We start from the raw sequence: 24679 nt of genomic DNA, 5'->3' as shown, positions 1-24679 counted from the left end.
ACTTCACATCCGCATGAGGAGCGCCTGAATGCGCCGCCTGCCCCATCTCCTGTCCGGCCTCAGCGCCGCCGCCCTGCTGACCGCCACGGCCCTGCCGGCCCTGGCTGAGGGGGCGCTGGTCGCTCCGGCGGCTGCGACGGCCCCAGCGACGGCCCAGGCCCGTACGGCCTTCACCTATCAGGACATGATCTCGGCCAACCGGCTGGGCGATCCCCAGGTGTCGCCGGACGGCGAGTGGGTGGTCTATGCCCTGACCCAGACCGACGTGGCGGCCAACAAGCGTTCCAGCGCCCTCTACATCCTGAGCCTGAAGGGCGAGGGCCAGCCGCAGAAGCTGGCCATCTCCGAAGGCGGCGCCAACACCGCCCGTTGGGGCGCCGACGGCAAGCTGTATTTCCTGTCGGGCCGTTCGGGTTCGAGCCAGGTCTGGGTCTCGGCCGACAAGGGCGCGACGGCGACGCAGGTCACGGCCCTGCCGACCGACGTCAACGCCTATCGCATCAATGGCGCGGGCGATGCCGTGGCCGTGTCTCTGGCCGTCTATCCGGATGCGGCGGACCTGAACGCCTCGGTCGCGCGCGGCAAGACCGAGGCCGAGCGCAAGTCGACCGGCCAGGTCTATGACCGCATGTTCGTGCGTCACTGGGATACGTGGAACGACCACACCCAGAACCACCTGTTCGTCCAGTCGATCGGCGCCGACGGCAAGGCGGGCGGCGAGCCGGTCTGGGTGACCGAGGGCTTTGACGGCGACACCCCCTCCAAGCCGTTCGGCGACGAGAGCGAGTTCACCTTCGCCCCTGACGGGCGGTCGCTGGTCTTCTCGGCGCGCAAGGCCGGGAACAGCGAGCCGTGGAGCACGAACTTCGACCTCTACAGCGTCGCCGTCTCGGCGCCGGGCCAACTGACCAATCTGACCGAGGCCAACCCGGCCTGGGACACCGGCCCGGTCTTCTCGCCCGACGGTCAGACCATGGCCTACCGCGCCATGGCCCGTCCGGGCTTCGAGGCCGACAAATATTCGATCTTCCTGCGCGACGTCGCCACCGGCCAGACGCGCCAGATCGCGGCCAACTGGGACCGTTCGGCTGACACCCTGCAATGGTCGAAGGACGGGAACACCCTCTACACCACGGCCGGCGACGTCGGTCAGACCCGCCTGTTCGCCATCGACGCGCGCAACGGGGTGGTGACGCCGCTGACGGGCGAGGGCCACGTCGGCGCCTTCCAGCAGACGCCCTCGGGCTTCGTCATGGCGGTCGACACCCTGACCTCGCCCAGCGACCTGTTCTTCAAGACCTATCGCGGCCGCGAAATGCCGCGCCGCCTGACGAACGTGAACCCGCAGCTGGCGACCAAGGCCTTCGGCGAGGCCGAACAGTTCAGCTTCCCCGGCTGGAACGACGAGACGGTCCACGGCTACGTCATCAAGCCCGCCAACTATGTCGAGGGCCAGAAGTATCCGGTCGCGTTCCTGATCCACGGCGGGCCGCAGGGCTCGTTCGGCAACGGCTGGTCCTACCGCTGGAACCCCGAGACCTATGCGGGCGCGGGCTATGCGGTGGTGATGATCGATTTCCACGGCTCGACCGGCTACGGCCAAGAGTTCACCGACGCCATCAGCCAGCACTGGGGCGACCGCCCGCTGGAAGACCTGCAGAAGGGCTGGGCCTTCGCCCAGTCGAAGTACGGCTTCCTGGACGGTGACAACGCCTGCGCCCTGGGCGCCTCCTACGGCGGCTATATGATCAACTGGATCGCCGGCAACTGGCCGGGCGAGTTCAAATGCCTGGTCAACCACGACGGCGTCTTCGACACCTTCGGCATGGGCTACGGCACCGAGGAGCTGTGGTTCACCGAATGGGAATACGGCGGCACGCCGTGGGAGAATCCGGAGGGCTATCAGAAGTTCAACCCGGCCAACCATGTGCAGAACTGGCGCGATCCGATGCTGGTGGTTCAGGGCGACCTCGACTTCCGCATCCCGACCTCGCAGAGCCTGTCGACCTTCACCGCCCTGCAACGGCGCGGGATCGAGAGCCGCTTCGTCTTCTTCCCGGACGAGAACCACTGGGTGCTGAAGCCGGCCAACAGCCTGCAGTGGCACAATGAGGTATTCGGCTGGCTGGATAAGCATCTGGCCAAGTAAGGCTCTGCTTGACTTCGGGGCGCGGTTCGACAGGGCCGCGCCCCTTCGGCTTTCGGGGAGGCGGAATGACGAGACGAGGGCTTCTGGCGCCGCTGCTGGCGACCGTGGCGACGGCCGCCTGCGCGCCGTTCGTCGGCGAGGGCGTGGCGCCGTCTGTGGCGCTGGGGCCGCCCGGTTGGCGCACGGCGCGCGCGACCTATGGCGCCGACCCGCGTCAGAGCCTGCGCTTCTATCGCCCGGCGCGGGCGGGCGGCTCGCCGATCCTGGTCCTGCTGCCGGACGGCGCGCCCGAGGCGGCGGATGAACGCACGGCGCGCGATCTGGCCGAGCGCGGCTTCGTCGTGGTTCTGGCCGACCGCCGCGCGGCGCCGGGCAGTCCCTATCCAGCCTACATCGCCGATGCGGCGGCGGCGGTCGCATGGGCGGCGCGGCGGGCGGATGATCTGGGAGGCGATGCGAGGCGGATCGGCGTTTTGGGCCAGGGCGAGGGCGGTCGTGCAGCGCTGATGCTGGCGCTGGACCGGCGCTATCTGGCGGCGGCCGGCGCGCCCGGCGCGGTGCGTGCGGCGGCGGCCCTGGGCGCGCCGCAGCGGCCGGACGCGACCTTCACCGACCCGTCCGCCTATGGCGGCGCCTCCGACGCGGCGTCGGTCTGGCGCGGAGCGGCGGGCGATAGGACGGGCGCGATCGCCTTCCTGCGCGAGGCGCTGGGCTGAGGCGTCAGTCGGCCCGCTCGGCCTGCGTCTTCAGATTGGCCAGTTGGGCCGACAGCACTCCGTCGACCGGCGCGGCCCAGGCTTCCAGCCCGCCGCTCGCGTAGCCGCCGACGACATAGGTCCAGGTCAGGGTCGTCCCGTCGCCTTCCGGCTTCAGGCTGAACGTCAGGCCGCCCGCCGCGCCCTGGCCCTGCAGCGGACCGAGGCCGCCCTGCAGCACGAGCTTCGATCCCGGCTCGACCAGCACCGTCTCCAGATGGCGCGAGACGCGGCCGTCCGCCGCCCGCTCGCACCAGCAGCCGCCGGGCGACAGGTCCAGCGACAGGGCGGAGTTCTTGAACCAGCGGTGGTCGCGGCTCCACCAGGCGTCGGGCGCGGTCAACAGCGCCCAGACCCGCGCGGGCGGCGCGTTCAGGGTCAGCGCCCCGCCGACCTCGAAGCCATGCGGCGCGGCCGACTTCACCTCGGCCCAGGCGGGCGCCGGAACAGTGATGACGGCCAGCAGGGCGGCGGCGATGAGCGGAAACGAGCATCGAACCATGGGAAATCCTCCAGTTGCACGAGGAAGCGCGCGGGCGCGTCTGCGGTCAACTGTCGTGTCAGCGTGTTTCCCCCGTCTCGCCAAGGTCACGGTTTTCCGCTAGAGGAAGCCATGACAGACAAGATGACCCCCCAGGCGGCGCTGGACCGCCTCGAAACCCTCTACAGCCAATCCGTCGCCAACCTGCGCACCGCAGTGAAGCGCTTTCTCGAGACCGGCGAGCGCGCCGATCCCGAAGCCCGGGCCGCCGGCCTGTTCGCCTATCCCCGATTGACCATCAGCTGGTTCGGTGATCGCCCGCAGGATCTCGAGACGCGCGCCTTCGGCCGCCTGTCGCGCCCCGGCGTCTATACGACCACCGTCACCCGCCCCGACCTGTATCGCGCCTATCTGCTGGAGCAGCTGACGCTGCTGTCCGACGAATACGGCGCCCGGATCACGGTCGAGCCGTCGGAACAGGAAATCCCCTTCCCCTATGTGCTGGACGGCTCCGGCGTGGTGCTGGACAGCTCCATGACGGCGGCCATCGCCCGCTGGTTCCCGACCACGGATCTGGCCCACATCGGCGATGAAATCTCGGACGGCCTGTTCGAGCCGGGCGAGGACTTCCCCCTGGCCCAGTTCGACGGCCTGCGCACCGACTTCTCGCTGGCCCGCCTGCGTCACTACACCGGCACCCCGGTCGAGGACGTGCAGTCCTATGTGCTGTTCACCAACTATCATCGCTACGTCGACGAGTTCGTGCGTTGGGCCTGCGCCCAGCTGGCCGATCCGGACAGCCCCTATGAGACCCTGTCGTGCGCCGGCGGCGTGGTCATCGACCGCGCCACGCCGAACCCGGAAGTCGCCATCATGGACGCGGCCTGGCGTCGCCATCAGATGCCCGCCTATCATCTGACGCGGCCGGACGGTCAGGGCATCACCCTGGTCAACATCGGCGTCGGGCCGTCGAACGCCAAGACGATCTGCGACCACCTGGCCGTCACCCGTCCGCACGCCTGGATGATGATCGGTCACTGCGGCGGCCTGCGCGGCAGCCAGACCATCGGCGACTATGTGCTGGCCCACGCCTATCTGCGCGACGACCATGTTCTGGACGCCGTTCTGCCCGCCGACATCCCCATCCCCAACATCGCCGAGGTGCAGCGCGCCCTTTATGACGCGACCAAGCTGGTCTCGGGCGCGCCGGGCGAAGAGGTGAAGAAGCGGCTGCGCACCGGCACGGTCGTCACCACCGACGATCGCAACTGGGAGCTGCGCTATTCCAAGTCGGCCCTGCGCTTCAACCAGAGCCGCGCCGTCGCCATCGACATGGAAAGCGCTACCATCGCGGCCCAGGGCTATCGCTTCCGCGTGCCCTACGGGACGCTGCTGTGCGTCTCGGACAAGCCGCTGCACGGCGAGATCAAGCTGCCGGGCCAGGCCAACCGCTTCTATGAAGGCTCGATCTCCGAGCATTTGCAGATCGGCATTCAGGCGGTGGACCTGTTGCGCGCCGAAGGCGCCCGTTTGCACTCGCGCAAGCTACGCGCCTTCGACGAGCCGCCGTTCCGGTAAGACGACCCGTTGACCTGAAGAGGGCGCTGGGGCTCCCCCGGCGCCCTTTTTGCTTGGGCGCTGGGCAGGGTGAAGGGTCGTGCGGCGCAATTTCAAGAAAGAACTTTACAGAATAAAGTTCTTGGCCCATTCTCGCTTTCAACAGGCAGGGAGAGACGCCATGACCCGCGACCAGGTTCAATCCGTTCACGACGACATCGCCTATATGAAGGCCCTCGCCCAGGAGGGGCGGCAGGCGCCGCTGGTGGGCGGCCGCATTCTGATCACCGCAGGCCTGGTGTTCGGCGTGGCGGCTATCGTTCACTACGGCGTCGACAGCGGCCTGATAGGCGTTTCGCCTGTCGCCTACCCGGTTGTCTGGGGAACGGCCATGCTGATCTTCTTCGGCGCTCTGGTCGTGGGGATCCGGCAGGCGGATCGCAAACCGGGCGCGCAATCGGCGGGCAATCGCGCCTCCGGCGCGGGCTGGATGGGCGCCGGTCTGGGCATCTTCGTCATGTCCCTGGCCATGGGGGTGATCGGATGGAAGACGCAAAGCGAGGCGCCGGCCATGATCTTCCCTTCGCTGATCTTCGCTCTTTACGGCTCCGCCTGGGCGGTGTCGGCGACCATGAGCGGCCAGAAGTGGCAGTGGTATCTGGCCATCGGCTGCTGGATCGCGACGCCGCTGATCGCCTTTCTGATCGGCAGTCCCCTGATGTGGCTGGGCTATGCGGCTGGAGTGTTCCTGTTCGCGCTGATCCCGGGCCTGATCCTGGTGCGTCAGGAACCGACGGAGGTGGTTTAACATGGCGGCCTCTGAACCGGCGCTTGATGCGGGCGACGACTTCGACATCGCCCGCATCGACGAGGTGATCCACGGCCGGGTGCGTCTGGGGATCATGGCCTATCTGTCCGGGGTGGAGAGCGCCGACTTCGGCGAACTGAAGGCCCGGCTGCAGACGACGGACGGCAATCTGTCGGTGCATTTGCGCAAGCTGGAGGAGGCGGGCTTCGTCGCCGTGTCCAAGAGCTTTCAGGGCCGCAAGCCCCTGACGCGGGCCAGCATGACAGAGATAGGCCGCGACGCCTTCCTTACCTATCTGGACGCCATGTCGGCCCTGGTGGCGGGGCGTTAGGCGACTGGCGTCGTTCGAGGAACAGTCTAAGGAAGGCGGTCATGAGCGACCGCCTTTCGCCGTTCGAGGCCATCGACAACTTCCGCGACTATGGCGGCTACGCCGTGGATGACTGTCTTCTGGCGCGCGGGCGGCTGTATCGTTCGGCGCATCAGGCGCGGGCGACGCAGGCGGACGTGGCGCAACTGGAGACGCTGAAGCTGGCTGCCGTGGTCGACCTGCGTCGGCCCAGCGAGCGCCGCGCCCAACCTTCGCGCCGTCCGGTCGGCTGGGCCGGGACGCTGATCGAAAGCGACCATGACGACGGCGGCGAGGCGCCGCACCTGACTTTTCTGAAGACCGCCGACCTGACCGAGGCGTCCGGTCGCGCCTTCATGACCGAGACCTATCGCCGCCTGCCCTTCGAAGCGGCTCATGTCGACCTGTTCGGCCGCTACTTCCGCCTGTTGGCCGAGGTCGAGGGGCCGGTGCTGATCCACTGCGCGGCGGGCAAGGACCGGACCGGCCTGCTGGCGGCCTTGACCCACAGCCTGCTGGGCGTATCGCGCGACGATCTGATGGCCGACTACCTGCTGACCAATCAGGCTGTGAGACTGGACGAGCGGGCCGAGGAGATGGCGCGCAAGCTGACCGCCTTCACCGGCCGCATGGCTTCGCACGGGGCCGTCGTCGCCTTTCTCGGGGTGGAGGGCGGCTATCTGCACGCCGCCTTCACCGCCATCGAGATGCGGCACGGCTCGATCCGCGCCTATCTGGATCAGGCTCTGGGCGTGGATGCGGACCGGGCCGATCGTATACGGGCGCGGCTGTGTCGCTGAAAGCTCTGCAGATCGAGCCGTGCGGCTGGGTCGATCCGCTGGCTGTCGCGGCGGGGTTGAACCGGCGCGAGGGCGCGCTGGCGCTGATCGCCGGGGCGGGCGATCCCGCCGCGCACGGCGGGAGGCTGTCTTTTGTCGCCTGCGAGCCGGATCTGAGCGTGGCGGGGCGGGCGGATGACGCGGCCCTGTTCCAGGCTCTGCGTGATCTGAGCTTTGCGGGAGGCGGCGTTGTCGGGTTGATGAGCTATGACGCCGGCGCGCGTTCCGCGACGGGCGAGCGGAGCGGGGCCTGGCCGGACTTGATGCTGGCCCGCTATCCGGCCGTGCTGGCCTTCGATCATCAGAAAAAGGTCGTCCACGCCGTGGGGCGCGGGCGCACGGCGGCGGAGGCGCGTGAGCAGGTCCGCCGGGCGGCGGGATGGCTGACGCTGACCGAAGCGCCCGATGCGCCGTCCGCGCCCGCATCCGCCTTTGACGGCGAGGCGCCGCCTGAGGTCTATGAGGCGGCGGTGGCGGACGTCGTGGCGCGTATCGCAGCCGGCGAGCTGTTCCAGGCCAATATCGCTCGCGCCTGGTCCGGGCGGCTGGAGGCCGGGCGAGACCCGTTCGACGTCTTTCTTCGGCTATCGGCGGCGCGCGGCGCGGCCTACGGCGCCTTCTGGCGGTTAGGCGGGCGGGCCATCGTGTCGAACTCGCCCGAATTGTTCCTGACCTTTGACGGCGTCGATGGGCGGATGGAAACCCGGCCGATCAAGGGCACGCGTCCGCGTGATCCCGATCCGGCCATCGACGCCGTCTTGGCCGCTGAACTGGCCGCCAGCGCCAAGGATCGGGCCGAGAACCTGATGATTGTCGATCTGATGCGGAATGATCTGGCGCGGGCGGCGCGACCGGGCTCGGTCAGGGTCGAGCGCCTGTTCGAGGTCGAGCGTCATCCGACCGTGCATCATCTGGTCTCGACGGTCAGCGCCCAGGCGGCGGACGGTTTCGGCCCGGCCGACGTGCTGGAAGCCGCCTTTCCGCCCGGCTCCATCACCGGGGCCCCCAAGCATCAGGCCATGAAGGTGATCGCGGGCCATGAGCCGCCGCGCGGGCCGTGGTGCGGCTCCCTGTTCGGCCTGGGGCTGGACGGTGATCAGGCGCTGACGGCGTCTGTGCTGATCCGGACGGCGGCCTTTGTGCAGGATGCGGCGGGCTGGGGCTGGCGCGCCCAGGCCGGCGCGGGCATCGTCGCCGATAGCGACCCGCACGCCGAGCGGCTGGAGACCGAGGCCAAGATCCTGGCGCTGAAGGAGGCTCTGGTCGGTTAGGTCAGCAGTCGGTGCAGACGACGCGATCGACGGTTCGCGGGCGCAAGAAGTAACGGCGAGACAGCGTGACCGGTTTGGGCAGGACCGCGGCGAAGGGCGATTGATAGACGTATTCCGTCTCGCCCATGATGATGGTCTGTTCCTTCTCGACCACGTCGGACGGCAGGTCGGTGATCGGATCGTCGCGTTGGAGCGGGGCCAGCGCCTTGCCGTTGCCGTGGCTCCATTCCACCGTCGCTTTGCCGTTGGCGTCGACGGCGATGCTGGAGGCCCGGACCGATAGCTCGCTGGCGGGGAAGGGGCGCATGATCAGTCCGCCGACCGCAAAGACCGCGTCGATGCCTGCGCGGCTGGTCCGCTCGCTCTGGGCGATCAGATCGGACACGACCGAGGCGGCGTGGCTGGCGCGGCGCTGGGCCATGAAGCCCTGGCTGAACTCGACCAGGCCGAAATAGAGCAGAATCATGATCGGCGCGATCAGGGCGAATTCGATCGCTGTCGCGCCTCCCTGGTCGCGAGGCAGACGCCTTAGGGGGGTGAAGCGCGGGCGCCGGCTCATTGGTAGGGCTCGTTGCGGAAAGCCAGGGTGGTCGTCAGCATCACCCGGTTATCCTTGGTGCGCGATACGGCCTGGGCGATCACCGGGGTGAAGATCGGTTGTTCGTACCAGATGCGCACCAGAACCCGCTCGCCCGGCGCGCCGGGTTCGAAGCCGAGCTGGCTGGAGTCGAACCGCGCGCCGCTCATCGGGTCAGGCGGCTGCTTGTTCGGATCGTTGAGCGAAAAATCGTCGATGACGCGCACATCGATGAAGGCGCGGCTGCCGCAGTTGCTGGAGAAGAAGCCCATTTCAGAGCAGAAGTGGGTCTTGAACTGTTCCGGCGTCAGCTTCTCTTCCTGGGCCTGGCCGGTGCGGATCTGCCGCGCAGCGTCCGAGGCGGCCGTCTCGACCAGGGCGTCGACCAGCAGCATCAGGCCGATCTCCAGAATGCCGAAGAGCAGCAGGAAGAACGGGATCGCAACCAGCCCGAACTCGATCGCCGTCGAGCCTTCGCGTCGATCCCGAGCCTGGCGGCGCGTTGACAAGGCCGGGCCTATGAGCCGCGCCCGGCGGGGGCGCAAGCCGTGCCGCAGGTCACTTCGGTCGCCTCGCGGCCGCGCCAGACTCGTACGGCGCCGGTTCCGGCGGGGGCCACCACGACCTGGCGCTGGAACAGGGGCCGACCCAGGGCGTCGACGGCGATGATCTCGGTCACGCCGTAATCCTTGCCGGTGATGAACAGGGTCCGGGCGTCCGTCACCGCCACGTCGGCGATACCGGGGTTGGCCACGATGACCGATCCGGCGGCTGCGCTCAGATTGACGCGCGTCGCCTGATGAATTCGAACCTCCAGCGGCCGCTCCTGCGCCGATGCCGGCGCTGCGCCCAGCGCGATCGGCAAGGCGACGAACAGGGTGCGGATCAGGCTTGCGCCCTTGGGCTTGGCCGATGCCGGCATGTCGGGGCCTCCGGAGTCAAAGGAACCGGCGCGCGCGACGCCGCGCACGAAAGGTGCGACCCAAAGGTCAAGATTTCCTGAAATTCCAGAGAATGCCGGTCGGCAGGGACTTTTATAGTAAACATCAAAGTAACCATCATATTCATGCGGGAGGCTGGTAGATTTTACTCGTCCTTAATCCACGAGGCGGCATTGTCGTCATGCAAACGGGGGTCAAGCGGGCAAAGCCGGTGACCCTGAATGGTGGAACTGTTGCTCGCTTATAACAAAGGAAGACATCTCATGCGTAATTTCATCAACCGCTTCGCCAAGGACGAATCCGGCGCCACGGCCATCGAATACGGCCTGATCGCCGCCCTGATCTCGGTGGGTATCATCATCGGCGCGCTTGTCGCCATTGGCCCGAAGGTCAAAGGCATGTTCGACGGCGTGAACACCGAACTGGACAAGGCTGCTCCTGCTGAGGAAGGCTAAGACCTTATCCAGGTTTGGTTGCGACGGCCGGAGCGAAAGCTCCGGCCGTTTTCCTTTGACCGAGAGTCATCTTGCAGAACTTCACCAGGAAACAGAGTCTTAAAGACTTGAGGTCAGGCTGACGGCATGGACCAGCTTTCGCTTCTTCTCCTCGCCATTCTTCCGGTTCTAGCCGTCGTCGCGGCCCTGTACGATCTGACGACGATGAAGATTCCGAACTGGATCTCGATCGCCCTGGTGGTCGGCTTCTTTCCGACGGCGCTGGCGTTGGGGTTTCCGTTGAGCGTGGTCGGGGTTTCGGCCGGGATGGCTGTGGCGGGCCTGTTCATCGGAGCGGGCATGTTCGCCCTGAACTGGATCGGCGGCGGCGACGCCAAGCTGTTGGCCGCGGCCACGCTGTGGATGGGCCTGTCGGGCACGTTGCACTTTTTGCTCTACACGGGCCTGGCGGGCGGGGCGTTCTGCATGCTGTTGCTGACGGCGCGCAGCCGTCTGCCCATTCTGGCCCAGACCGGGCCGGGCTGGATGATGCGGCTGATGCAGCCCAAGGGAGACATCCCTTATGGCGTCGCCATCGCCATCGGCGCGCTTCTGGCCTATCCGGAAAGCCCTGTGATGGCCGCCTTCATCGCCGGATGATCGATGTTCGCCAAGGCCTGTCCCGCTTAGGGACGCGTTAACCTCGATCCCTCATCATTGTTAACGGCAGGGGGCGATCCGCGCGGATCCGCGTCTGCCGGAGACCGTCGATGAAGCCCGCCAAAATCGCCGTCATCTGCATCGCCGCCCTGGCCGCCGTCGGCCTGGCGCTGGTGGTGCGCGCCATGGGGTCGCCCGGCCGCGAACCGGCCGCGTCCGTAGCGGCCGCCGTCGAGGCGCGGCCGATGGCCAAGGTGCTGGTCGCCGCGCGCGATCTGGAGCCGGGGCGCCGCCTGGCCGACGCCGACCTGAGCTGGAAGGACTGGCCGGTCGAGGAGCTGAATCCCCTCTTCATCACCGACGGCTCGACCCCGCTTCCGGCCAAGCCTGAAGGCGCCGCCGCAGAGAACGCGGCGGTCGATGGCAAGGCCAAGGACAAGCCGACCCGCGAGGAGGCCCGCGCCCAGGCGGTTGATCGGGCCATGAAGGCCGCCGCCGAACTGAACGGCCCTGGCGCCAAGGCCGACTACATCGGCGCCGTGGTGCGCGAACCCATCCTGGCCGGAGAGCCTATCGTGGCGCGCAAGATCGTCCGCGCCGGTGACAGCGGCTACATGGCCGCCTATCTGGAGCCGGGCACGCGCGCCATGGCCATTCGCGTCACCGTCGAGACCGCCGCCGGCGGCTTCATCCTGCCCGGCGACCGGGTGGACGTGCTGATGACGCGCGAAATCAAGAACAACGACAGCGGCGCCGGGCCGCGCTTCACCACGGCGACCATCATGCGCAACATGAAGGTTCTGGCCATCGACCAGAGCACCCGCGCCGCCGAGGACGAGCAGGCCGTGGTCGGCGCCACAGCCACCCTGGCGGTCAGCGAGCGCGACGCCGAGTTACTGGCGCTGGCGCGGTCCGAGGGCGATCTGTCCTTGGTGCTGCGCTCCTACGCCGATACGGCGGGGCCTTCGGGTCATGTCCCCGGCGCCGTGCGACGCGGAGGCGAACGACAGGGCTCGGTGGTGAAGGTCTATCGCGGCGGCGGCGCGCCCCAGGACGTGGCGACGCCATGAGGATCTCCAGCATGAACCGTTTCGCCGCCGCCGCCTGCGTCGCCGCGCTCGCCCTGAGCGGGGCGAGCGCGCCCATGGATCAGGCCGACGCCCAGACGACGCGCGCCGCGGTTACGGCGGGCTCGCCCCCGCAATTGGTCAACCTGCCGCGCGGCACCTCCTTCGCCGTCGATCTGCCCGCCGACGCAAGGGACATCATCATCTCCAATCCGCGCGTGGCCGAGGCCATGCTGCACACGCCGCGCCGCATCACCATGATCGGCCTGGAGGGCGGCGAGACGGACGCGGTCTTCCTGGACGCTTCGGGGCGCGCCATCCTGGCCTTGCGGGTACGGGTGGATGCGGGCGTCAGCGCCCTTCAGGATACGCTGAACCGCGTCGCGCCGGGCTCTAACCTGCAGGCCGAGGCGGTCAACGACAGCATCATCCTGACCGGGGTGGCCGCCAGCCCCGCCGACGCCGACCGCGCCGCCCAGGTGGCGCGCGCCTTCGTCACCGCGCCCGAGAAGGTCATGAACATGATCACGGTCGCCGGTTCGGACCAGGTGACGCTGAAGGTCCGCGTGGTCGAGGTGCAGCGCAACGTCATCAAGCAACTGGGCTTTGACACCCAGGCCGTGATCGGTCGTGTCGGCGACACCCAGTGGCTGCTGGGCAACAACGCGACCTGGGGCGTCAACGGCTCTCTTCTGGGCGGGATCGCCGGGGGCATCGCCCGCGACACCACCAAGAACTTCCAGATGGAGGCGCCGTGCATCGGGCCGGGCTGGCCGGACGGCGCCATGTGTCCGGTCATCGTCGATGGCGGCCCGGGTGATCCCGTGAACTGGGAGACGGCCCAGCCGGGTACGGGGCCCGGCTCGGACGGCCTGAACAAGGGTTCGGCGACCCTGAAGGCGTTCGAGCGGGTCGGCCTGGTCCGCACCCTGGCCGAGCCCAATCTGACCTCGGTTAACGGCGAGGCCGCCAGTTTCCTGGCCGGCGGCGAGTTTCCGGTTCCCACGGGTCGTGATCGCGATGGTCAGATCGTGGTTCAGTACAAACCCTACGGCGTGGCGCTGGGCTTCCGGCCGGTGGTGCTTTCCGGCGGACGTATCAGTCTCCAGGTCAAGGTGGAGGTGTCGGAGTTGACGCCCAGCGGCGGCCTGACCATCGGCGCCGGCACGCCCTCTTCCGTCACCCTGCCCGGCCTGTCCGTGCGGCGCAGTGAAAACACCGTCGAGCTGCCCTCGGGCGGATCGATGATGATCGCAGGCCTGTTGCAGGAAAGCACGCGTCAGGCGGTGGATTCCTTGCCGGGCATGACCAACATCCCGGTGCTGGGCCAGTTGTTCCGATCGCGTGACTATCTGATGGGCGAGACCGAGCTGGTGGTCATCGTCGAACCCTACATCGTCACGCCGACGGCGCCGGGCCGGATGCAGACGCCGGCCGATGGCCTGCGCATCGCGCATGACGCCCAGACCATCTTCTTCGGCCAGTTGAACCAGGTCTACGGCTCACCTGCGCCGACCGCCCAGGCGGGCGCCGGATGGCGTGGACCCGTCGGCTATGTGATCGAGTGAACGCCATGACCCGACCTGCCTCGCGTTTTCTTCCCCTGATCGCCCTGGCCCTGGGCGGGCTGGCGCTGTCGGCCTGCGTCGGCGGCCCGGCGAGTCTGGGCGGCGAGCCGCCCCTGACGCCGACATCGCGCTTCTCGCTCCAGGTCGAGCCGGGGCTGGAGCGTATCGCCCTGGCGGTTCACGAGACGGGCCTGTCCGGCAATCAGCGCGCGGCGCTGGGCGATCTGGTCAACCGCTTCGCTATGGAGGGCGCGCCTGTGCTGGTGATCGAGGCGCCGTCGGGCGGCGACCCGGTGGCGAGCGAAGCGGCCTGGGGCGTCAAGGCGGCTCTGCACCAGGCGGGCGTGCCCGAGAACCGTATCAAGGTCGCGGCCTACGCCGCGCCGGACCCGCGTGCGCCGGTGCTGGTCGGCTTCGAGACGGTCCGCGCCGTGGTTCCGCAGTGCGGGACGCAGTGGGGCAATCTTGGCCGCAGCGGCGACAACCAGTCCGCTTCGAACTTCGGCTGCGCCGTCACCGCCAACCTGGCCGCCCAGATCGCCGACCCGCGCGACATTGTCGCGCCGCGCGGCATGACGCCGTCCGAAGCCGGGCGCCGCTCTGTCGTGTTCGACGCCTATCGCAAGGGCTCCGCCACCTCAGCGACGCGAGAGCCTTTGCTGTCGCAGATGCGCATCTCACAGGCCATTCAATGAGCAACCTGGCCAAGCCCCAAGCGCCGAGCGTGTTCGATGCCCTGGATGGTTTTGATCTGGACGACGAGTTTCTGGACCTTCGCAACGACCGGGGCGGCGCTGCTGCGTCTCCGGGGGCGGGATCTGCGGTTTCCATGAACACTGCGGCCCCGATGGCCGCTGAGGCGGTCCGGCCCGAGATCGAGCCGGCGCCGGTTGAACCCGCCGCGTCGCCCGTCGTGGACGCTGCGCCCGCGCCCCTGGCGACGTCGTCCGGCCTTAGCCCGATCGGCGCGACGGTCGAGGTCTCCATTCCGCGTATCGGGGTCCATGTCTTCGCCGAGCGCCAGGACACGGCCGCCGCCGCCGAACGCGCTGGCCAGGATCGCCGCATGGCGCGGGCGGCCACCCAGATCCGTCTCGGCGGCGTTCAGGCGGCTATCGAGGCCTATCAGGGCGAACCGACGCCGCCCCTGGTCATCGTCGAAAGTCTGAAGGACGCGCAGAGCCTTCTGGCTGAGATCGACGCCCTGGCCCAGGTTTGCGACGCGGGCACCAAGGTGGTGATCATCGGCGCGGCCAACGACATCCTGCTGTATCGCGAACTGATGCGGCGCGGGGTCAGCGAGTACCTGGTCGCTCCGATTCAACCGCTGCAGCTCATCGCGGCTATCGGCGGCCTGTTCGCCGATCCGGCCCAGCCCTTCGTCGGGCGTACCATCGCCTTCGTCGGCGCGCGCGGCGGGGCGGGGGCCTCGGCCGTGGCGCACAACACCGCCTACGCCATGAGCGAGCGGATCGGCGTCAACACCGTCATCGTCGATTATGACCTGCCGTTCGGCACGGCGGGGCTGGATTTCAACCAGGATCCGCTGGGCGGCGTCGCTGACGCCCTGAAGCAGCCCGAGCGCCTGGACGCGACCCTGCTGGACCGGATGACGGTTCGCTGCACCGACAAGCTGAGCCTGTTTGCGGCGCCCGCGACCCTGGACGCCGATTGGGATTTCGGGCCCGAAGTCTTCGAGGAGGTGACGAGCCGCATCCGTTCCACGGCGCCCTTTGTCGTGCTGGACCTGCCGCACCTGTGGTCGGGCTGGATGCGTCGGGCGCTGATTTCGGCGGACGAGGTGGTGGTGGTGGCGACGCCGGATCTGGCCTCCCTGCGCAACGCCAAGAACATGATCGATCTGATCAGGCAGGGGCGACCGAACGACGCGCCGCCGCGTCTGGTGCTGAACCAGGTCGGCGTTCCCGGACGTCCCGAGATCCCGGTCAAGGACTTCGGGGCCGCGCTGGGCGTTCACCCCAGCCTGGTCATTCCCTTCGACGCCAAGGTCTTCGGCGCGGCCGCCAACAACGGCCAGATGATCGTGGACTCGGCGGCCAGAACCAAGGCGGCCGAGGCGTTCGAGACCCTGGCCCAGATCGTGTCCCATCGTGAACTGCCCACGACCGCCGGACAGGCGCGCGCCGCCAAGGGTTCGGCCGGGGGATCGTCCCTGTTCGCCGGCCTGTTCAGCAAGAAGCGCGGCTAGGTGTTCGGGAAACGGACAGCATCGGGAGCTGCGGTTGCGCCGCTGCGTCCGGCCGCTTCGCCAGAGCCGGACCTGGCCGCGGTTGCGGAACGGTCGTCGCACAGGGCGCTGGATCCCGTCGACGCCTTCCCGCCTGAGGAACTGGACCCGCTGACGCCGGCGACTCCCAAGCGGCCAGACCCGTTCGAGCACGCGCTGGGGCAGGGTGATCCGGTCGCGCGTCCGACGTCCGGCGGCGCGGGGCCGCGCGCCACGGCGGGGCTGGCCCAGCTGAAGAACGCCCAGGCCGTCGCCGAAATCGTGCGCGAGCAGAGCGACTATTATCACGCGACGAAGACGACCATCTTCAACGCCCTGATGAACACCATCGACCTGGCCCAGCTGGCCCAGCTGGATCAGAAGGCGGCGTCCGAGGAAATCCGCGACATCGTCGCCGAGCTTGTGGCGATCAAGAACGTCTCCATGTCGGTGGCCGAGCAGGAGCACCTGGTCCAGGACATCCTGAACGACGTCCTCGGTTACGGCCCGCTGGAGCCGCTGCTGGCGCGCGACGACATCGCCGACATCATGGTCAACGGGGCCGGGCGGGTCTTCATCGAAGTCGGCGGCAAGGTGCAACTGACCAATGTCCGTTTCCGCGACAACACCCAGCTGATGAACATCTGCCAGCGGATCGTGTCCCAGGTCGGCCGCCGCGTGGACGAGGCCAGCCCGATCTGCGACGCCCGCCTGCCCGACGGCAGCCGCGTCAACGTCATCGCCCCGCCGCTGGCCATCGACGGACCGACGCTGACGATCCGGAAGTTCAAGAAGGACAAGCTGACGATGCGCAATCTGGTGGAGTTCGCCTCCATCAGTCCCGAGGGGGCGCGCGTTCTGGGCGTCATCGGCGCGGCGCGATGCAATCTGGTCATCTCGGGCGGCACCGGCTCGGGCAAGACGACCCTGCTGAACACCCTGACGGCCTTTATCGACCCGACCGAGCGCGTCATCACCTGCGAGGACGCCGCCGAGCTGCAGTTGCAGCAGCCCCACGTCGTGCGGCTGGAGACCCGCCCGCCGAACCTGGAGGGGCAGGGCCAGATCACCATGCGCGACCTGGTGAAGAACTGCCTGCGGATGCGCCCCGAACGCATCATCGTCGGCGAGGTGCGCGGCCCCGAGGCCTTCGACCTACTGCAGGCCATGAACACCGGCCACGACGGCTCGATGGGCACGCTGCACGCCAACAGCCCGCGTGAGGCGATCAGCCGTCTGGAATCCATGATCACCATGGGCGGCTACGGTCTGCCGTCCAAGACCATCCGCGAGATGATCGTCGGCTCGATCGACGTCATCGTTCAGGCCGCGCGCCTGCGCGACGGCAGCCGTCGCATCACCCACATCACCGAGGTGGTGGGGCTGGAAGGCGACGTCATCGTTACTCAGGATCTGTTCGTTTACGACATCACCGGTGAAGACACGCACGGCAAGATCACCGGCCGCCATCGTTCGACCGGCATCGCCCGCCCGCGCTTCTGGGACCGCGCCCGCTATTACGGGCTGGAACGGGAACTGGCCGAAGCTCTGGACGCGGCGGAGTAGGGCCGATGCTTCTTCCGATCCTCGCGGCGGTCCTGGCCTTCATCACCATCGGCGGCGTCGGCTGGGTGCTGGTCGGCGGCGACGACTCTTCGGGGCAGGCGGTCAAGCGCGCCAAGGGCCTGGCGGCCGGTCGGACCGAGGCCGTGGCGGCGGCCAAGCGCGCCGCGGCCGCCAATACGCCCGAAGCGCGCCGCAAGCAGATCATGGTCCAGCTGCGCGAAGTCGACCGGCGCGAGCGCAAGGCGCGGATGACCACCAGCGCAAAACTGAAGCAGGCGGGCTTGAGCCTGTCGATGCGGACCTTTGTCATCATCAGCGTGGTGATGGGGCTGAGCGGCTCGCTGCTGGCCTTTGTTCTGGGCGCCAACATCTTCATCGTGCTGGGCGTCGGCGTGGCCATGGGTCTGGGCGTGCCGCGCTGGATCGTGAACATGAAGGCCAAGGCGCGGATGAAGAAGTTCTCCCTGGCTTTCCCCGACGCCGTGGACGTTCTGGTGCGCGGCATCAAGACGGGTCTGCCCGTCCACGACTGCTTCAAGGTCATCGCGCGTGAAAGCCCCGAGCCGCTGGGCGGGGAATTTCGCCTGCTGGTCGAAGGCATGGGGGTGGGGCTGACGCTCGCCGACACGCTGGACAAGATGTATCAGCGCATGCCGACGCCGGAGCTGAAGTTCTTCGCCATCGTCATCGCCATCCAGCAGAAGTCGGGCGGCAACCTGGCCGAGGCGCTGAGCAATCTGACCTCGGTGCTGCGCGCCCGCCGGATGATGGGCGAAAAGATCAAGGCCATGTCGTCCGAAGCCGTGGCGTCGGCCGGCATCATCGGCTCCCTACCGCCGGCGGTGATGATCATGGTGACGGTGACGAGCCCCAGCTACATGATGCTGCTGTTCACGGATGTTCGGGGTCATGTGATGCTGCTGGGCGCGGTGTTGTGGATGGCCACCGGCGTCTTCGTGATGAAGCGCATGATCAACTTCAAGTTCTGAGGGGGGAACCCGGATCATGAACGCCTTCATGCGCTTCATCACAGACCCGCAGAACCTGCTGAGCATCGGCGTGGGCGTCGCCGTCTTCGCCAGCGTCCTGACCATGCTGGGCTCCTTCATCGGCGGCGGGGCGCGGCTGGACAAGCGGATGAAGGCGGTGGCCGAGCGTCGCGAGGAACTGCGCCGGCGTTCGCGTCAGGCCATGCGCGGCGGCGCGGGCGAGACGGGCGGCGGCCTGCGCCGCACGGACGACAGCTTCCGCAGTCGGGTCGTGGCGCGGCTGAATCTGGTGAAGCTGCTGGAAGACCCCAAGGTCGCCGAGAACATGATCCAGGCGGGTTTCCGTGGGCCGGGGCCGCTGAACACCTTCTACTTCTTCCGCTTTTCGCTGCCGTTCATCCTGATGGCGCTGACGGCCTTCTACCTGTTCGTCGTCATCAAGCCGGACCTGCCGGGCTTCACCCTGTTTTCCATCGTCATTCTGGCGGCGGGCGTGGGCTTCTATGCGCCGAACATCTATCTAAAAAATCTGATCGACAAGCGACGCCAGTCGATCGTGGCGGCCTTCCCCAATTCGCTGGACCTGCTGCTGATCTGCGTGGAGTCCGGCATGTCCATCGAGGCGGCGATCCAGAAGGTCAGCCAGGAAGTCGGCGGTCAGTCCATCGAACTGGCCGAGGAGCTGTCCCTGCTGTCGGCCGAGCTGAGCTATCTGCCCGAACGCCGACTGGCCTATGAGGGCATGGCCAAGCGGACTCAGCATCCGGGCATCCGCGCCGTGGCCACGGCCATGACCCAGGCCGAGACCTACGGCACGCCGCTGGGCTCGGCGCTGCGCGTCATGGCCAAGGAGAACCGCGACCTGCGTCTGGCGGCGGCCGAGAAGAAGGCGGCGGCCCTGCCGGCCCAGTTGACCGTGCCGATGATTCTGTTCTTCCTGCCGGTGCTGTTCGTCGTCATCCTGGGACCGGCGATCATCAACATCACCGATACGATCAAGGGCGGTTGACGTTCGGCGACGTCAGCCCTCTTCGGCGATCCGCTTCAGATTTTCACCGATTGTTTCATAGGCCGGGCGGATGCGCGCCCGATGCTTGTCATGGAATAGCTCGGCGCGCAGGCCCCTGAAGATGGTCCCGTGAGACAGGATGCAGCTGCCGCGCTCCAACTCGTCGATTTCATAGTAGCGCAGGGTGCGGAACAGGAAGCCGCGTCGCTCGGCCCACACCAGTTGGGCGTTCGGCTGCCATTCGCCCAACCGGGCCTCGATCCGACGCTCCCCCAGGTCCGGCAGGCGTTCGGTCAGGCGGATCGCCGCACCGAAACCGAGGACGCCTTCGATGTCCGTCTCGTGCGGGTTCCAGCGTCTCCACCCTGCAAAATCAGTCAGCACGTCCCAGATGCGTTCAGCCGGGGCGCGCACGCCGATGCGGTTCTCGATGCGGATCGTTTCCATGGCCGCATCCTGTGACACGGCTTTTGGGGTTTAGGAAGATGCGGAGGCGCCGGGCGTTTGTCCTTGGAGCGTTCGTCTCGCCGCGTATAAGTCCGGCGTCAACCGCAAGGAGCCGCCATGATCACCCGCATCCAGCCCGACAGCCGCATGAGCCAGGCCGTGGTCCACGGCCAGACCCTCTATCTGGCCGGACAGGTCGGCGAGCCGGGCGAGGACGTCGCCGCCCAGACGCGCACCGCTCTGGCCGAGGTCGAGGCGATCCTGGCCGAGTGCGGCAGCGACAAGACGAAGATCCTGTCGGCCCAGGTCTGGCTGGCCGACATCGCCGATTTCGAGGCGATGAACGCCGTCTGGGACGCCTGGGTCGATCCGGCCCATCCGCCCGCCCGCGCCACCTGCGAGGCCAAGCTGGCCACGCCCGACTACCTCGTCGAAGTCATCGTCGTGGCGGCGCGCTGACATGGCCCGCGTCACCTCCCCGGAAAGCGAGCTGGAGCGGTTTAAAGCGACCCGCGTCACCGCCCTTTACCGTCTCGACCTGATCGAGAAGGGCGCGCAACTGACCTATGACGACGGCACGCCGGTCGACATGGCGTCCGAGGCGCAACGGTTGAAGGATCAGGTCGCCGACATGGACCGCCGCATCGCCCGGCTGGAGGCGGCGGGCGAAGGGTGAGCCTGGACGGCGTCCGAGGCTTCACGCTCGCGTCAGCCGCAGATCCTGATAGTCGTAGCTGAAGTCGATGTCGGGTGAGACGCCCTTGACCGTGGCGGTCGCGGGTTTGGCCGTGCCGATGCTGAAGGTTATGAAGGCGTCTTCCTCGCGCTTGTCGGGGAAGCGGGTGCGGAAGGTCTCGCCGTCGTAGGGCTCCAGCCAGCCCTGCAACGCCGGGGTGTGGGTGAAGCGCAGCCACAGGCCGGACTTGCGGTTGCGGCCGCGCCCCTCGGTCTTCGGCTCGATGACGATGTCGCCGTACCAGGGGTCGCGCCAGGTTCCGGCGTAGGCGTCTAGCGGCATGGACGGGGCCGCGCCCGCCGCCTGTTTGGCGTCGATCTCGACGGCGGCCTTCAGCGACTTCTCGGTTCCTTCGGCCTCAATCCGCTTGGAATCGGCGATCCAGTCGACGTCAACCTTGTTCATGGCGATGTCCGACAGGCCCGATCGCAGGGCGCGCAGCAGGAAGCTTTCTTCGGCGTTGGTGAAGACCGAGAAGCCGATCTTGCGGCCGGGGATCAGCACCGTGGCGGAGATGCCGCCGGGCGAGCCGCCGCCGTGGGTGGCCAGTCGCTCGCCGCGATAATCCTGAACCTGCAAGCCCATGGCGTAGGTCGAGGCCACGGCCCGGTTCGGCAGGGCCGCCGTCGGCCCGTTGGACGAGGAGACGACGATGTTCGGCTTGTACATCTCGCGCGCGGCGGCTTCGGAGAACAGGCGCGAGCCGTCGGCCAGCTTGCCGTCGTTCAGGCGCACGGTGATCCATTTGGCCCAGTCGGTCGCGCTGGCGCAGATGCCGCCCGCCGCCGCCGCCGAATCCCAGTTCCACACCTCGACGATCGACTCCGCGATCTGGGTCATCGCCCCCTGATAGCGCAGGGGCGGGCCGACGCGGCCGTGAGGCAGGGCGCTCTTCTTCGGGTCGGCCAGACGCGCCAGGGGCACGCTCTCGCTCATGCCCACGCGGTTGAAGATGCGGGTCTGGACGAAGTCCTCCCACGACAGGCCCGAGACCTTTTCGATCACCGCGCCCGCCACCACGAACATCAGGTTGCAGTAGTGGTAGTCCTCGCGGAAGCCGTCCTCGATCGGCACGAAGGCGGCCTGGGCCAGCACCTCGGCCCGCGTCCGGTCGCTGTTGGGCCAGAACAGCAGGTCGCCGGCGCCCAGGCCGAAACCGGCGCGGTGGCTCAGGGTGTCGCGCACGGTGATGCGCTCGCCCACCATCGGGTCCGACAGGGTGAAGCCGGGCAGATAGGTGCGGATCGGCTCGTCCCACTTCACCTTGCCCTCATCGACCAGGATGGCCAGGCAGGCGGCGGTGACGTTCTTGGAGTTCGACGCGATGGCGAACAGGGTGTGTTCGTCGGCGGGCTCGGCCTTGCCCTGACGGCGCACGCCATAGCCCTTGGCCAGCACCGTCTTGCCGTCGCGCACCAGGGCCAGGGAGACGGCGGGCTGGTCCGGCCAGGCGGCCATGCACCGCTGCACCCAGGCGTCGGCGGCGGCGGCGATCTGCTCATCCGTGCGCGTGTCCGCGCTGGTCTGCGCCCAGCCGGTAGCGGGCAGGGCCGCGCCGGCGGCGCCGACGGCGGAAGAGATCAGCGCGGCGCGGCGCGACAGGCGGATGGACATCAAGGACGCTCCTGAAGACTGAATGGCGACGCTAACGCCGCCCGTTCGCGGGGCCAAGGGGCGTCGCGCGCCCTATGCCGCCAGCCGCCACCTTTGCAGATGCTCCAGCACGTCCGCCACGATCTGGGCGCGGGTGAAGCCGGTCACGTCGCGCGGACGCATGCCGTCGCCGGTCACGGCGCTGAGCCGCCACTCCAGCGCGCGACGGTTCTCGGGGGCCTCCAGCGCGGTCAGGGCGGGCAGGGGTCTGGATCGGGCGCCCAGCCGATACAGGAAGTCCCGCCCGTTGGCGTGCTCGACCCTCAGCCAGACGCCGTTGTCGTCGCTCTGCACCTCGCTGTTCTCCAGCCCCTCGGCAGCGACGGCGGCGCGCACCTCTTCCAGCGCCGGGGCGCCGTGGCGGGCGATCTGGCGGTCGATGTCGCGGCGGCTGGCGGGGGCCAGGATGCGCTTGAGCTGTTCGCGCAGCGGCGGCGCCTCGGTCTCGACGGCTTCGCCCCTCAGGTCGGCGTTCATTTGTCGCGCCAGTCCGAAACAGGCCAGGATCATGATGACGGCGAAGGGCAGGGCCGCCACCAGGGTCGCCGCCTGCAAGGCGCCGAGGCCCCCGGCCAGCAACAGCAGGGCCGCCGCCAGTCCTTGCAGCACGCACCAGTAGACCCGTTGCCAGCGCGGCGTCTCCTCGGCTCCGCCCGAGGCCAGGGTGTCGATGACCAGGGAGCCGGAATCCGCCGAGGTGACGAAGAAGACCGCCACCAGGGCGATGGCCAGGATCGAGGTGATCGCCGTCCCCGGCAGATACTCAAGGAAGCGGAACAGGGCTGTCGACAGGTCCGCCTGCACCGCCTCGGAAATGGCCCCGGCCGCGATGCCGAGGTCCAGGCTCATGGCCGAATTGCCGAAGACCGTCATCCACAGGAAGGTGAAGCCTGTCGGCACCAGCAACACGCCGATCAGGAACTCCCGCACGGTGCGCCCGCGCGAGATGCGGGCGATGAACATGCCCACGAACGGCGACCAGGCGATCCACCACGCCCAGTAGAACAGAGTCCAGTCCGCCATCCAGGCACGCGGTTCATAGGCGTAGAGGGTGAAGGTGCGGACGAAGAAATGATCCAGGTAGAGGCCGAAATTCTGCACATAAGCCCGCAGCAGGAACAGCGTCGGTCCCGCCACGAGCACGAACAGCATCAGACAGACGGCGATGACCAGGTTCAGCTCGGACAGTCGCCGCACCCCCTTGTCCACGCCCGTCAGGACCGAGATCGTCGCCGCTCCCATGACCACGGCGATCAGCCCGACCTGCATCATCACATTGCTGGGAAGGCCGAAGACGTAGTGCAGACCTGAGTTCATCTGCGCCACGCCCAGGCCCAGGGAGGTGGCGATGCCGAACAGGGTGCCGCAGATGGCGAAGATGTCGACCGCATCGCCGACCCACCCGTTCACCCGCTTGCCCAGCAGGGGGTAGAGGCTGGAGCGCATGGTCAGCGGTAGGCCCTTGCGGTGGGCGAAATAGGCCAGGCTGAGGCCCACCACGGCGTAAATGGCCCAGGCGTGGACGCCCCAGTGGGTGTAGGTGATGACCATGGCCTCGCGCGCGGCCGTCAGGGTGCCGGGCTGGGCCTCGGGCGGGGCGATGTAGTGCTGCACCGGCTCGGCGACGGCGAAATACATCAGGCCGATGCCCATGCCCGCTGCGAACAGCATGGCCAGCCATGAAACATAGGGGAAGTCCGGCTCGGCGTCGTCCGGTCCCAGCTTCAGCCGCCCGGTCGGCCCCACGGCCAGCACCGCCACGAACAGCAGGAACCCCGCCACGGAGGCCACGTAGAACCAGCCGAAGGTGTCGATTACCCAGGCCTGGGCGCGTCCGAACAGCAGGCCGGACGTGGCGGGCGCCGTCAGGGCGAGCAGCAACAGCCCGCCTGCAATGGCGCTGGCCCCCCAGAAAACTCGAGGGTTCATTTTGGATGTCAGCATGGGCCCCCAACGCACGGCTACGCTTGGGGTTCCAAATCGAAGCCACAGACCCGCCTTCGGGATGAAAAAGATGTAACTCGGTTATACGTCGAGGGGCTGATATCGGCGACTGTGAAGGACGTTGAGGGACGTCCGTGCGAGGACGCCCAGCCATGACGAAATACAAGTTCGCGCCCCTGCTGGGGGTGGTTTTGGCCCTGCCTGCGACGGGCGTTCTGGCGCAGACGGCGCAGCCCGCCGTCGGCGCACAGCAGACCCAGCGCCCGCCGGCGCAGACCCCGCCCCAGAAGGCAGACAAGGACGATCAACCCGCGGCCGTGGGCGACGTCGTCGTCAGCGCCCGCGCCAATGATGTCCGCACCTCGATCAATTCGATCAGCTACAGCCTGGCCGACGATCTTCAGGCGGCGACCGGCACCCTGGCCGAGGCCCTGCGCAATGTGCCTTCCATCGATGTCGATCCTCAGGGCAACGTCTCCCTGCGCGGCGATGGGAACGTCACCATCCTGGTCGATGGCCGTCCCTCGGCGATCCTGTCGGGCCCGAACCGCGCCGATGCGGTGCTGCAACTGCCGGCCGACCGCTACGCCCGCATCGAGGTGATGACCAATCCATCCGCCGCCTACAGTCCCGAGGGTTCCGGCGGTGTCAT

26 protein-coding genes are annotated in these 24679 nt (G+C 68.1%); 19 read left to right on the top strand and 7 right to left on the bottom strand.

The window, feature by feature from the left end:
* The first annotated feature begins 28 nt into the window (after positions 1-28).
* Both ABC419_RS00130 and ABC419_RS00125 read left to right on the top strand, forming a co-directional pair.
* Positions 29-2149 (top strand): S9 family peptidase, encoded by a 2121-nt coding sequence (locus ABC419_RS00130; protein ID WP_412876720.1) that lies wholly within the window; start codon positions 29-31, stop codon positions 2147-2149.
* A gap of 65 nt (positions 2150-2214) precedes the next feature.
* On the top strand, positions 2215-2865 hold the full coding sequence (locus ABC419_RS00125; RefSeq protein ID WP_412876721.1) for an alpha/beta hydrolase fold domain-containing protein: 651 nt from the start codon (positions 2215-2217) through the stop codon (positions 2863-2865).
* 4 nt (positions 2866-2869) lie between these two features.
* Here the strand turns inward: ABC419_RS00125 and ABC419_RS00120 are convergent, their stop codons facing one another.
* Entirely contained in the window at positions 2870-3406 is a 537-nt protein-coding gene (locus tag ABC419_RS00120; RefSeq protein WP_412876722.1) for an SRPBCC family protein, read from the bottom strand.
* 111 nt (positions 3407-3517) lie between these two features.
* Here ABC419_RS00120 and ABC419_RS00115 point away from each other — a divergent pair, with 111 nt between their 5' ends.
* From ABC419_RS00115 to ABC419_RS00095, 5 genes are all read left to right on the top strand, one after another.
* Entirely contained in the window at positions 3518-4963 is a 1446-nt protein-coding gene (locus ABC419_RS00115; protein ID WP_412876723.1) for an AMP nucleosidase, read from the top strand.
* A gap of 160 nt (positions 4964-5123) precedes the next feature.
* Complete coding sequence (locus ABC419_RS00110) at positions 5124-5750, top strand: hypothetical protein (RefSeq protein ID WP_412876724.1); 627 nt, start codon at positions 5124-5126, stop codon at positions 5748-5750.
* Position 5751: 1 nt separating this feature from the next.
* Positions 5752-6081 carry a winged helix-turn-helix domain-containing protein gene (locus tag ABC419_RS00105; RefSeq protein ID WP_412876725.1) on the top strand — a complete coding sequence of 110 codons (330 nt, stop codon included), beginning with the start codon at positions 5752-5754 and terminating at the stop codon, positions 6079-6081.
* 41 nt (positions 6082-6122) lie between these two features.
* Positions 6123-6899, top strand: coding sequence for a tyrosine-protein phosphatase (locus ABC419_RS00100; protein ID WP_412876726.1), 777 nt, complete (start codon positions 6123-6125; stop codon positions 6897-6899).
* A complete protein-coding gene (locus tag ABC419_RS00095) occupies positions 6896-8209 on the top strand; it encodes an anthranilate synthase component I family protein (RefSeq protein WP_412877990.1) in 1314 nt (437 codons plus the stop codon). Before ABC419_RS00100 ends, ABC419_RS00095 begins: the two co-directional genes overlap by 4 nt.
* A gap of 1 nt (position 8210) precedes the next feature.
* Here ABC419_RS00095 and ABC419_RS00090 read toward each other — a convergent pair whose 3' ends face one another.
* From ABC419_RS00090 to ABC419_RS00080, 3 genes are read right to left on the bottom strand one after another with little or no spacing between them, the layout of a single operon-like run.
* Positions 8211-8768 carry a TadE/TadG family type IV pilus assembly protein gene (locus tag ABC419_RS00090; protein WP_412876727.1) on the bottom strand — a complete coding sequence of 186 codons (558 nt, stop codon included), beginning with the start codon at positions 8766-8768 and terminating at the stop codon, positions 8211-8213.
* Entirely contained in the window at positions 8765-9295 is a 531-nt protein-coding gene (locus ABC419_RS00085; protein ID WP_200168534.1) for a TadE/TadG family type IV pilus assembly protein, read from the bottom strand. The genes ABC419_RS00090 and ABC419_RS00085 overlap by 4 nt, the downstream gene beginning before the upstream one ends.
* Before the next feature lie 8 nt (positions 9296-9303).
* Positions 9304-9708, bottom strand: a complete 405-nt coding sequence (locus ABC419_RS00080; protein ID WP_200168533.1) for a pilus assembly protein N-terminal domain-containing protein — start codon at positions 9706-9708, stop codon at positions 9304-9306.
* A gap of 282 nt (positions 9709-9990) precedes the next feature.
* Between ABC419_RS00080 and ABC419_RS00075 the strand changes: the two genes are divergently transcribed.
* From ABC419_RS00075 to ABC419_RS00035, 9 genes are all read left to right on the top strand, one after another.
* On the top strand, positions 9991-10182 hold the full coding sequence (locus ABC419_RS00075) for a Flp family type IVb pilin (protein WP_412876728.1): 192 nt from the start codon (positions 9991-9993) through the stop codon (positions 10180-10182).
* Between the two features lie 126 nt (positions 10183-10308).
* Entirely contained in the window at positions 10309-10821 is a 513-nt protein-coding gene (locus ABC419_RS00070; protein ID WP_412876729.1) for an A24 family peptidase, read from the top strand.
* 110 nt (positions 10822-10931) lie between these two features.
* Positions 10932-11891 (top strand): Flp pilus assembly protein CpaB, encoded by a 960-nt coding sequence (cpaB, locus tag ABC419_RS00065; protein ID WP_412876730.1) that lies wholly within the window; start codon positions 10932-10934, stop codon positions 11889-11891.
* 11 nt (positions 11892-11902) lie between these two features.
* Positions 11903-13456 (top strand): type II and III secretion system protein family protein, encoded by a 1554-nt coding sequence (locus tag ABC419_RS00060; RefSeq protein ID WP_412876731.1) that lies wholly within the window; start codon positions 11903-11905, stop codon positions 13454-13456.
* 5 nt (positions 13457-13461) lie between these two features.
* The gene (locus tag ABC419_RS00055; protein WP_125899396.1) at positions 13462-14151 is read left to right on the top strand and encodes a CpaD family pilus assembly protein; all 690 of its coding nucleotides are present in this window, start codon (positions 13462-13464) and stop codon (positions 14149-14151) included.
* Positions 14148-15665 (top strand): CpaE/TadZ family protein, encoded by a 1518-nt coding sequence (locus ABC419_RS00050; protein WP_125899395.1) that lies wholly within the window; start codon positions 14148-14150, stop codon positions 15663-15665. Before ABC419_RS00055 ends, ABC419_RS00050 begins: the two co-directional genes overlap by 4 nt.
* Entirely contained in the window at positions 15666-17249 is a 1584-nt protein-coding gene (locus tag ABC419_RS00045; RefSeq protein WP_412876732.1) for a TadA family conjugal transfer-associated ATPase, read from the top strand.
* Between the two features lie 5 nt (positions 17250-17254).
* The gene (locus ABC419_RS00040; RefSeq protein WP_412876733.1) at positions 17255-18238 is read left to right on the top strand and encodes a type II secretion system F family protein; all 984 of its coding nucleotides are present in this window, start codon (positions 17255-17257) and stop codon (positions 18236-18238) included.
* A 16-nt stretch (positions 18239-18254) separates the two neighbouring features.
* A complete protein-coding gene (locus ABC419_RS00035; RefSeq protein ID WP_412878761.1) occupies positions 18255-19247 on the top strand; it encodes a type II secretion system F family protein in 993 nt (330 codons plus the stop codon).
* Positions 19248-19259: 12 nt separating this feature from the next.
* Here the strand turns inward: ABC419_RS00035 and ABC419_RS00030 are convergent, their stop codons facing one another.
* Complete coding sequence (locus tag ABC419_RS00030; RefSeq protein ID WP_125899391.1) at positions 19260-19694, bottom strand: SRPBCC domain-containing protein; 435 nt, start codon at positions 19692-19694, stop codon at positions 19260-19262.
* A 117-nt stretch (positions 19695-19811) separates the two neighbouring features.
* Here ABC419_RS00030 and ABC419_RS00025 point away from each other — a divergent pair, with 117 nt between their 5' ends.
* Together ABC419_RS00025 and ABC419_RS00020 are read left to right on the top strand one after the other, a co-directional pair.
* Positions 19812-20153: a RidA family protein gene (locus ABC419_RS00025; protein WP_200168525.1), complete on the top strand. Its 342-nt coding sequence runs from the start codon at positions 19812-19814 to the stop codon at positions 20151-20153.
* Between the two features lies 1 nt (position 20154).
* Positions 20155-20370, top strand: a complete 216-nt coding sequence (locus ABC419_RS00020; protein ID WP_412876734.1) for a hypothetical protein — start codon at positions 20155-20157, stop codon at positions 20368-20370.
* 21 nt (positions 20371-20391) lie between these two features.
* Here the strand turns inward: ABC419_RS00020 and ABC419_RS00015 are convergent, their stop codons facing one another.
* A complete protein-coding gene (locus tag ABC419_RS00015) occupies positions 20392-22044 on the bottom strand; it encodes a serine hydrolase (RefSeq protein ID WP_412876735.1) in 1653 nt (550 codons plus the stop codon).
* Between the two features lie 72 nt (positions 22045-22116).
* Positions 22117-24012: a BCCT family transporter gene (locus ABC419_RS00010; protein ID WP_412876736.1), complete on the bottom strand. Its 1896-nt coding sequence runs from the start codon at positions 24010-24012 to the stop codon at positions 22117-22119.
* 167 nt (positions 24013-24179) lie between these two features.
* Here ABC419_RS00010 and ABC419_RS00005 point away from each other — a divergent pair.
* Positions 24180-24679: TonB-dependent receptor plug domain-containing protein (locus ABC419_RS00005; RefSeq protein ID WP_412878760.1), on the top strand; the 500-nt coding region annotated here is incomplete at its 3' end.

This window comes from Brevundimonas phoenicis, from assembly GCF_047237745.1.
GTDB lineage: Bacteria > Pseudomonadota > Alphaproteobacteria > Caulobacterales > Caulobacteraceae > Brevundimonas.
The sequence above is the reverse complement of the archived record's forward strand: the minus strand, read 5'-3'. Positions and strand labels throughout refer to the sequence as shown.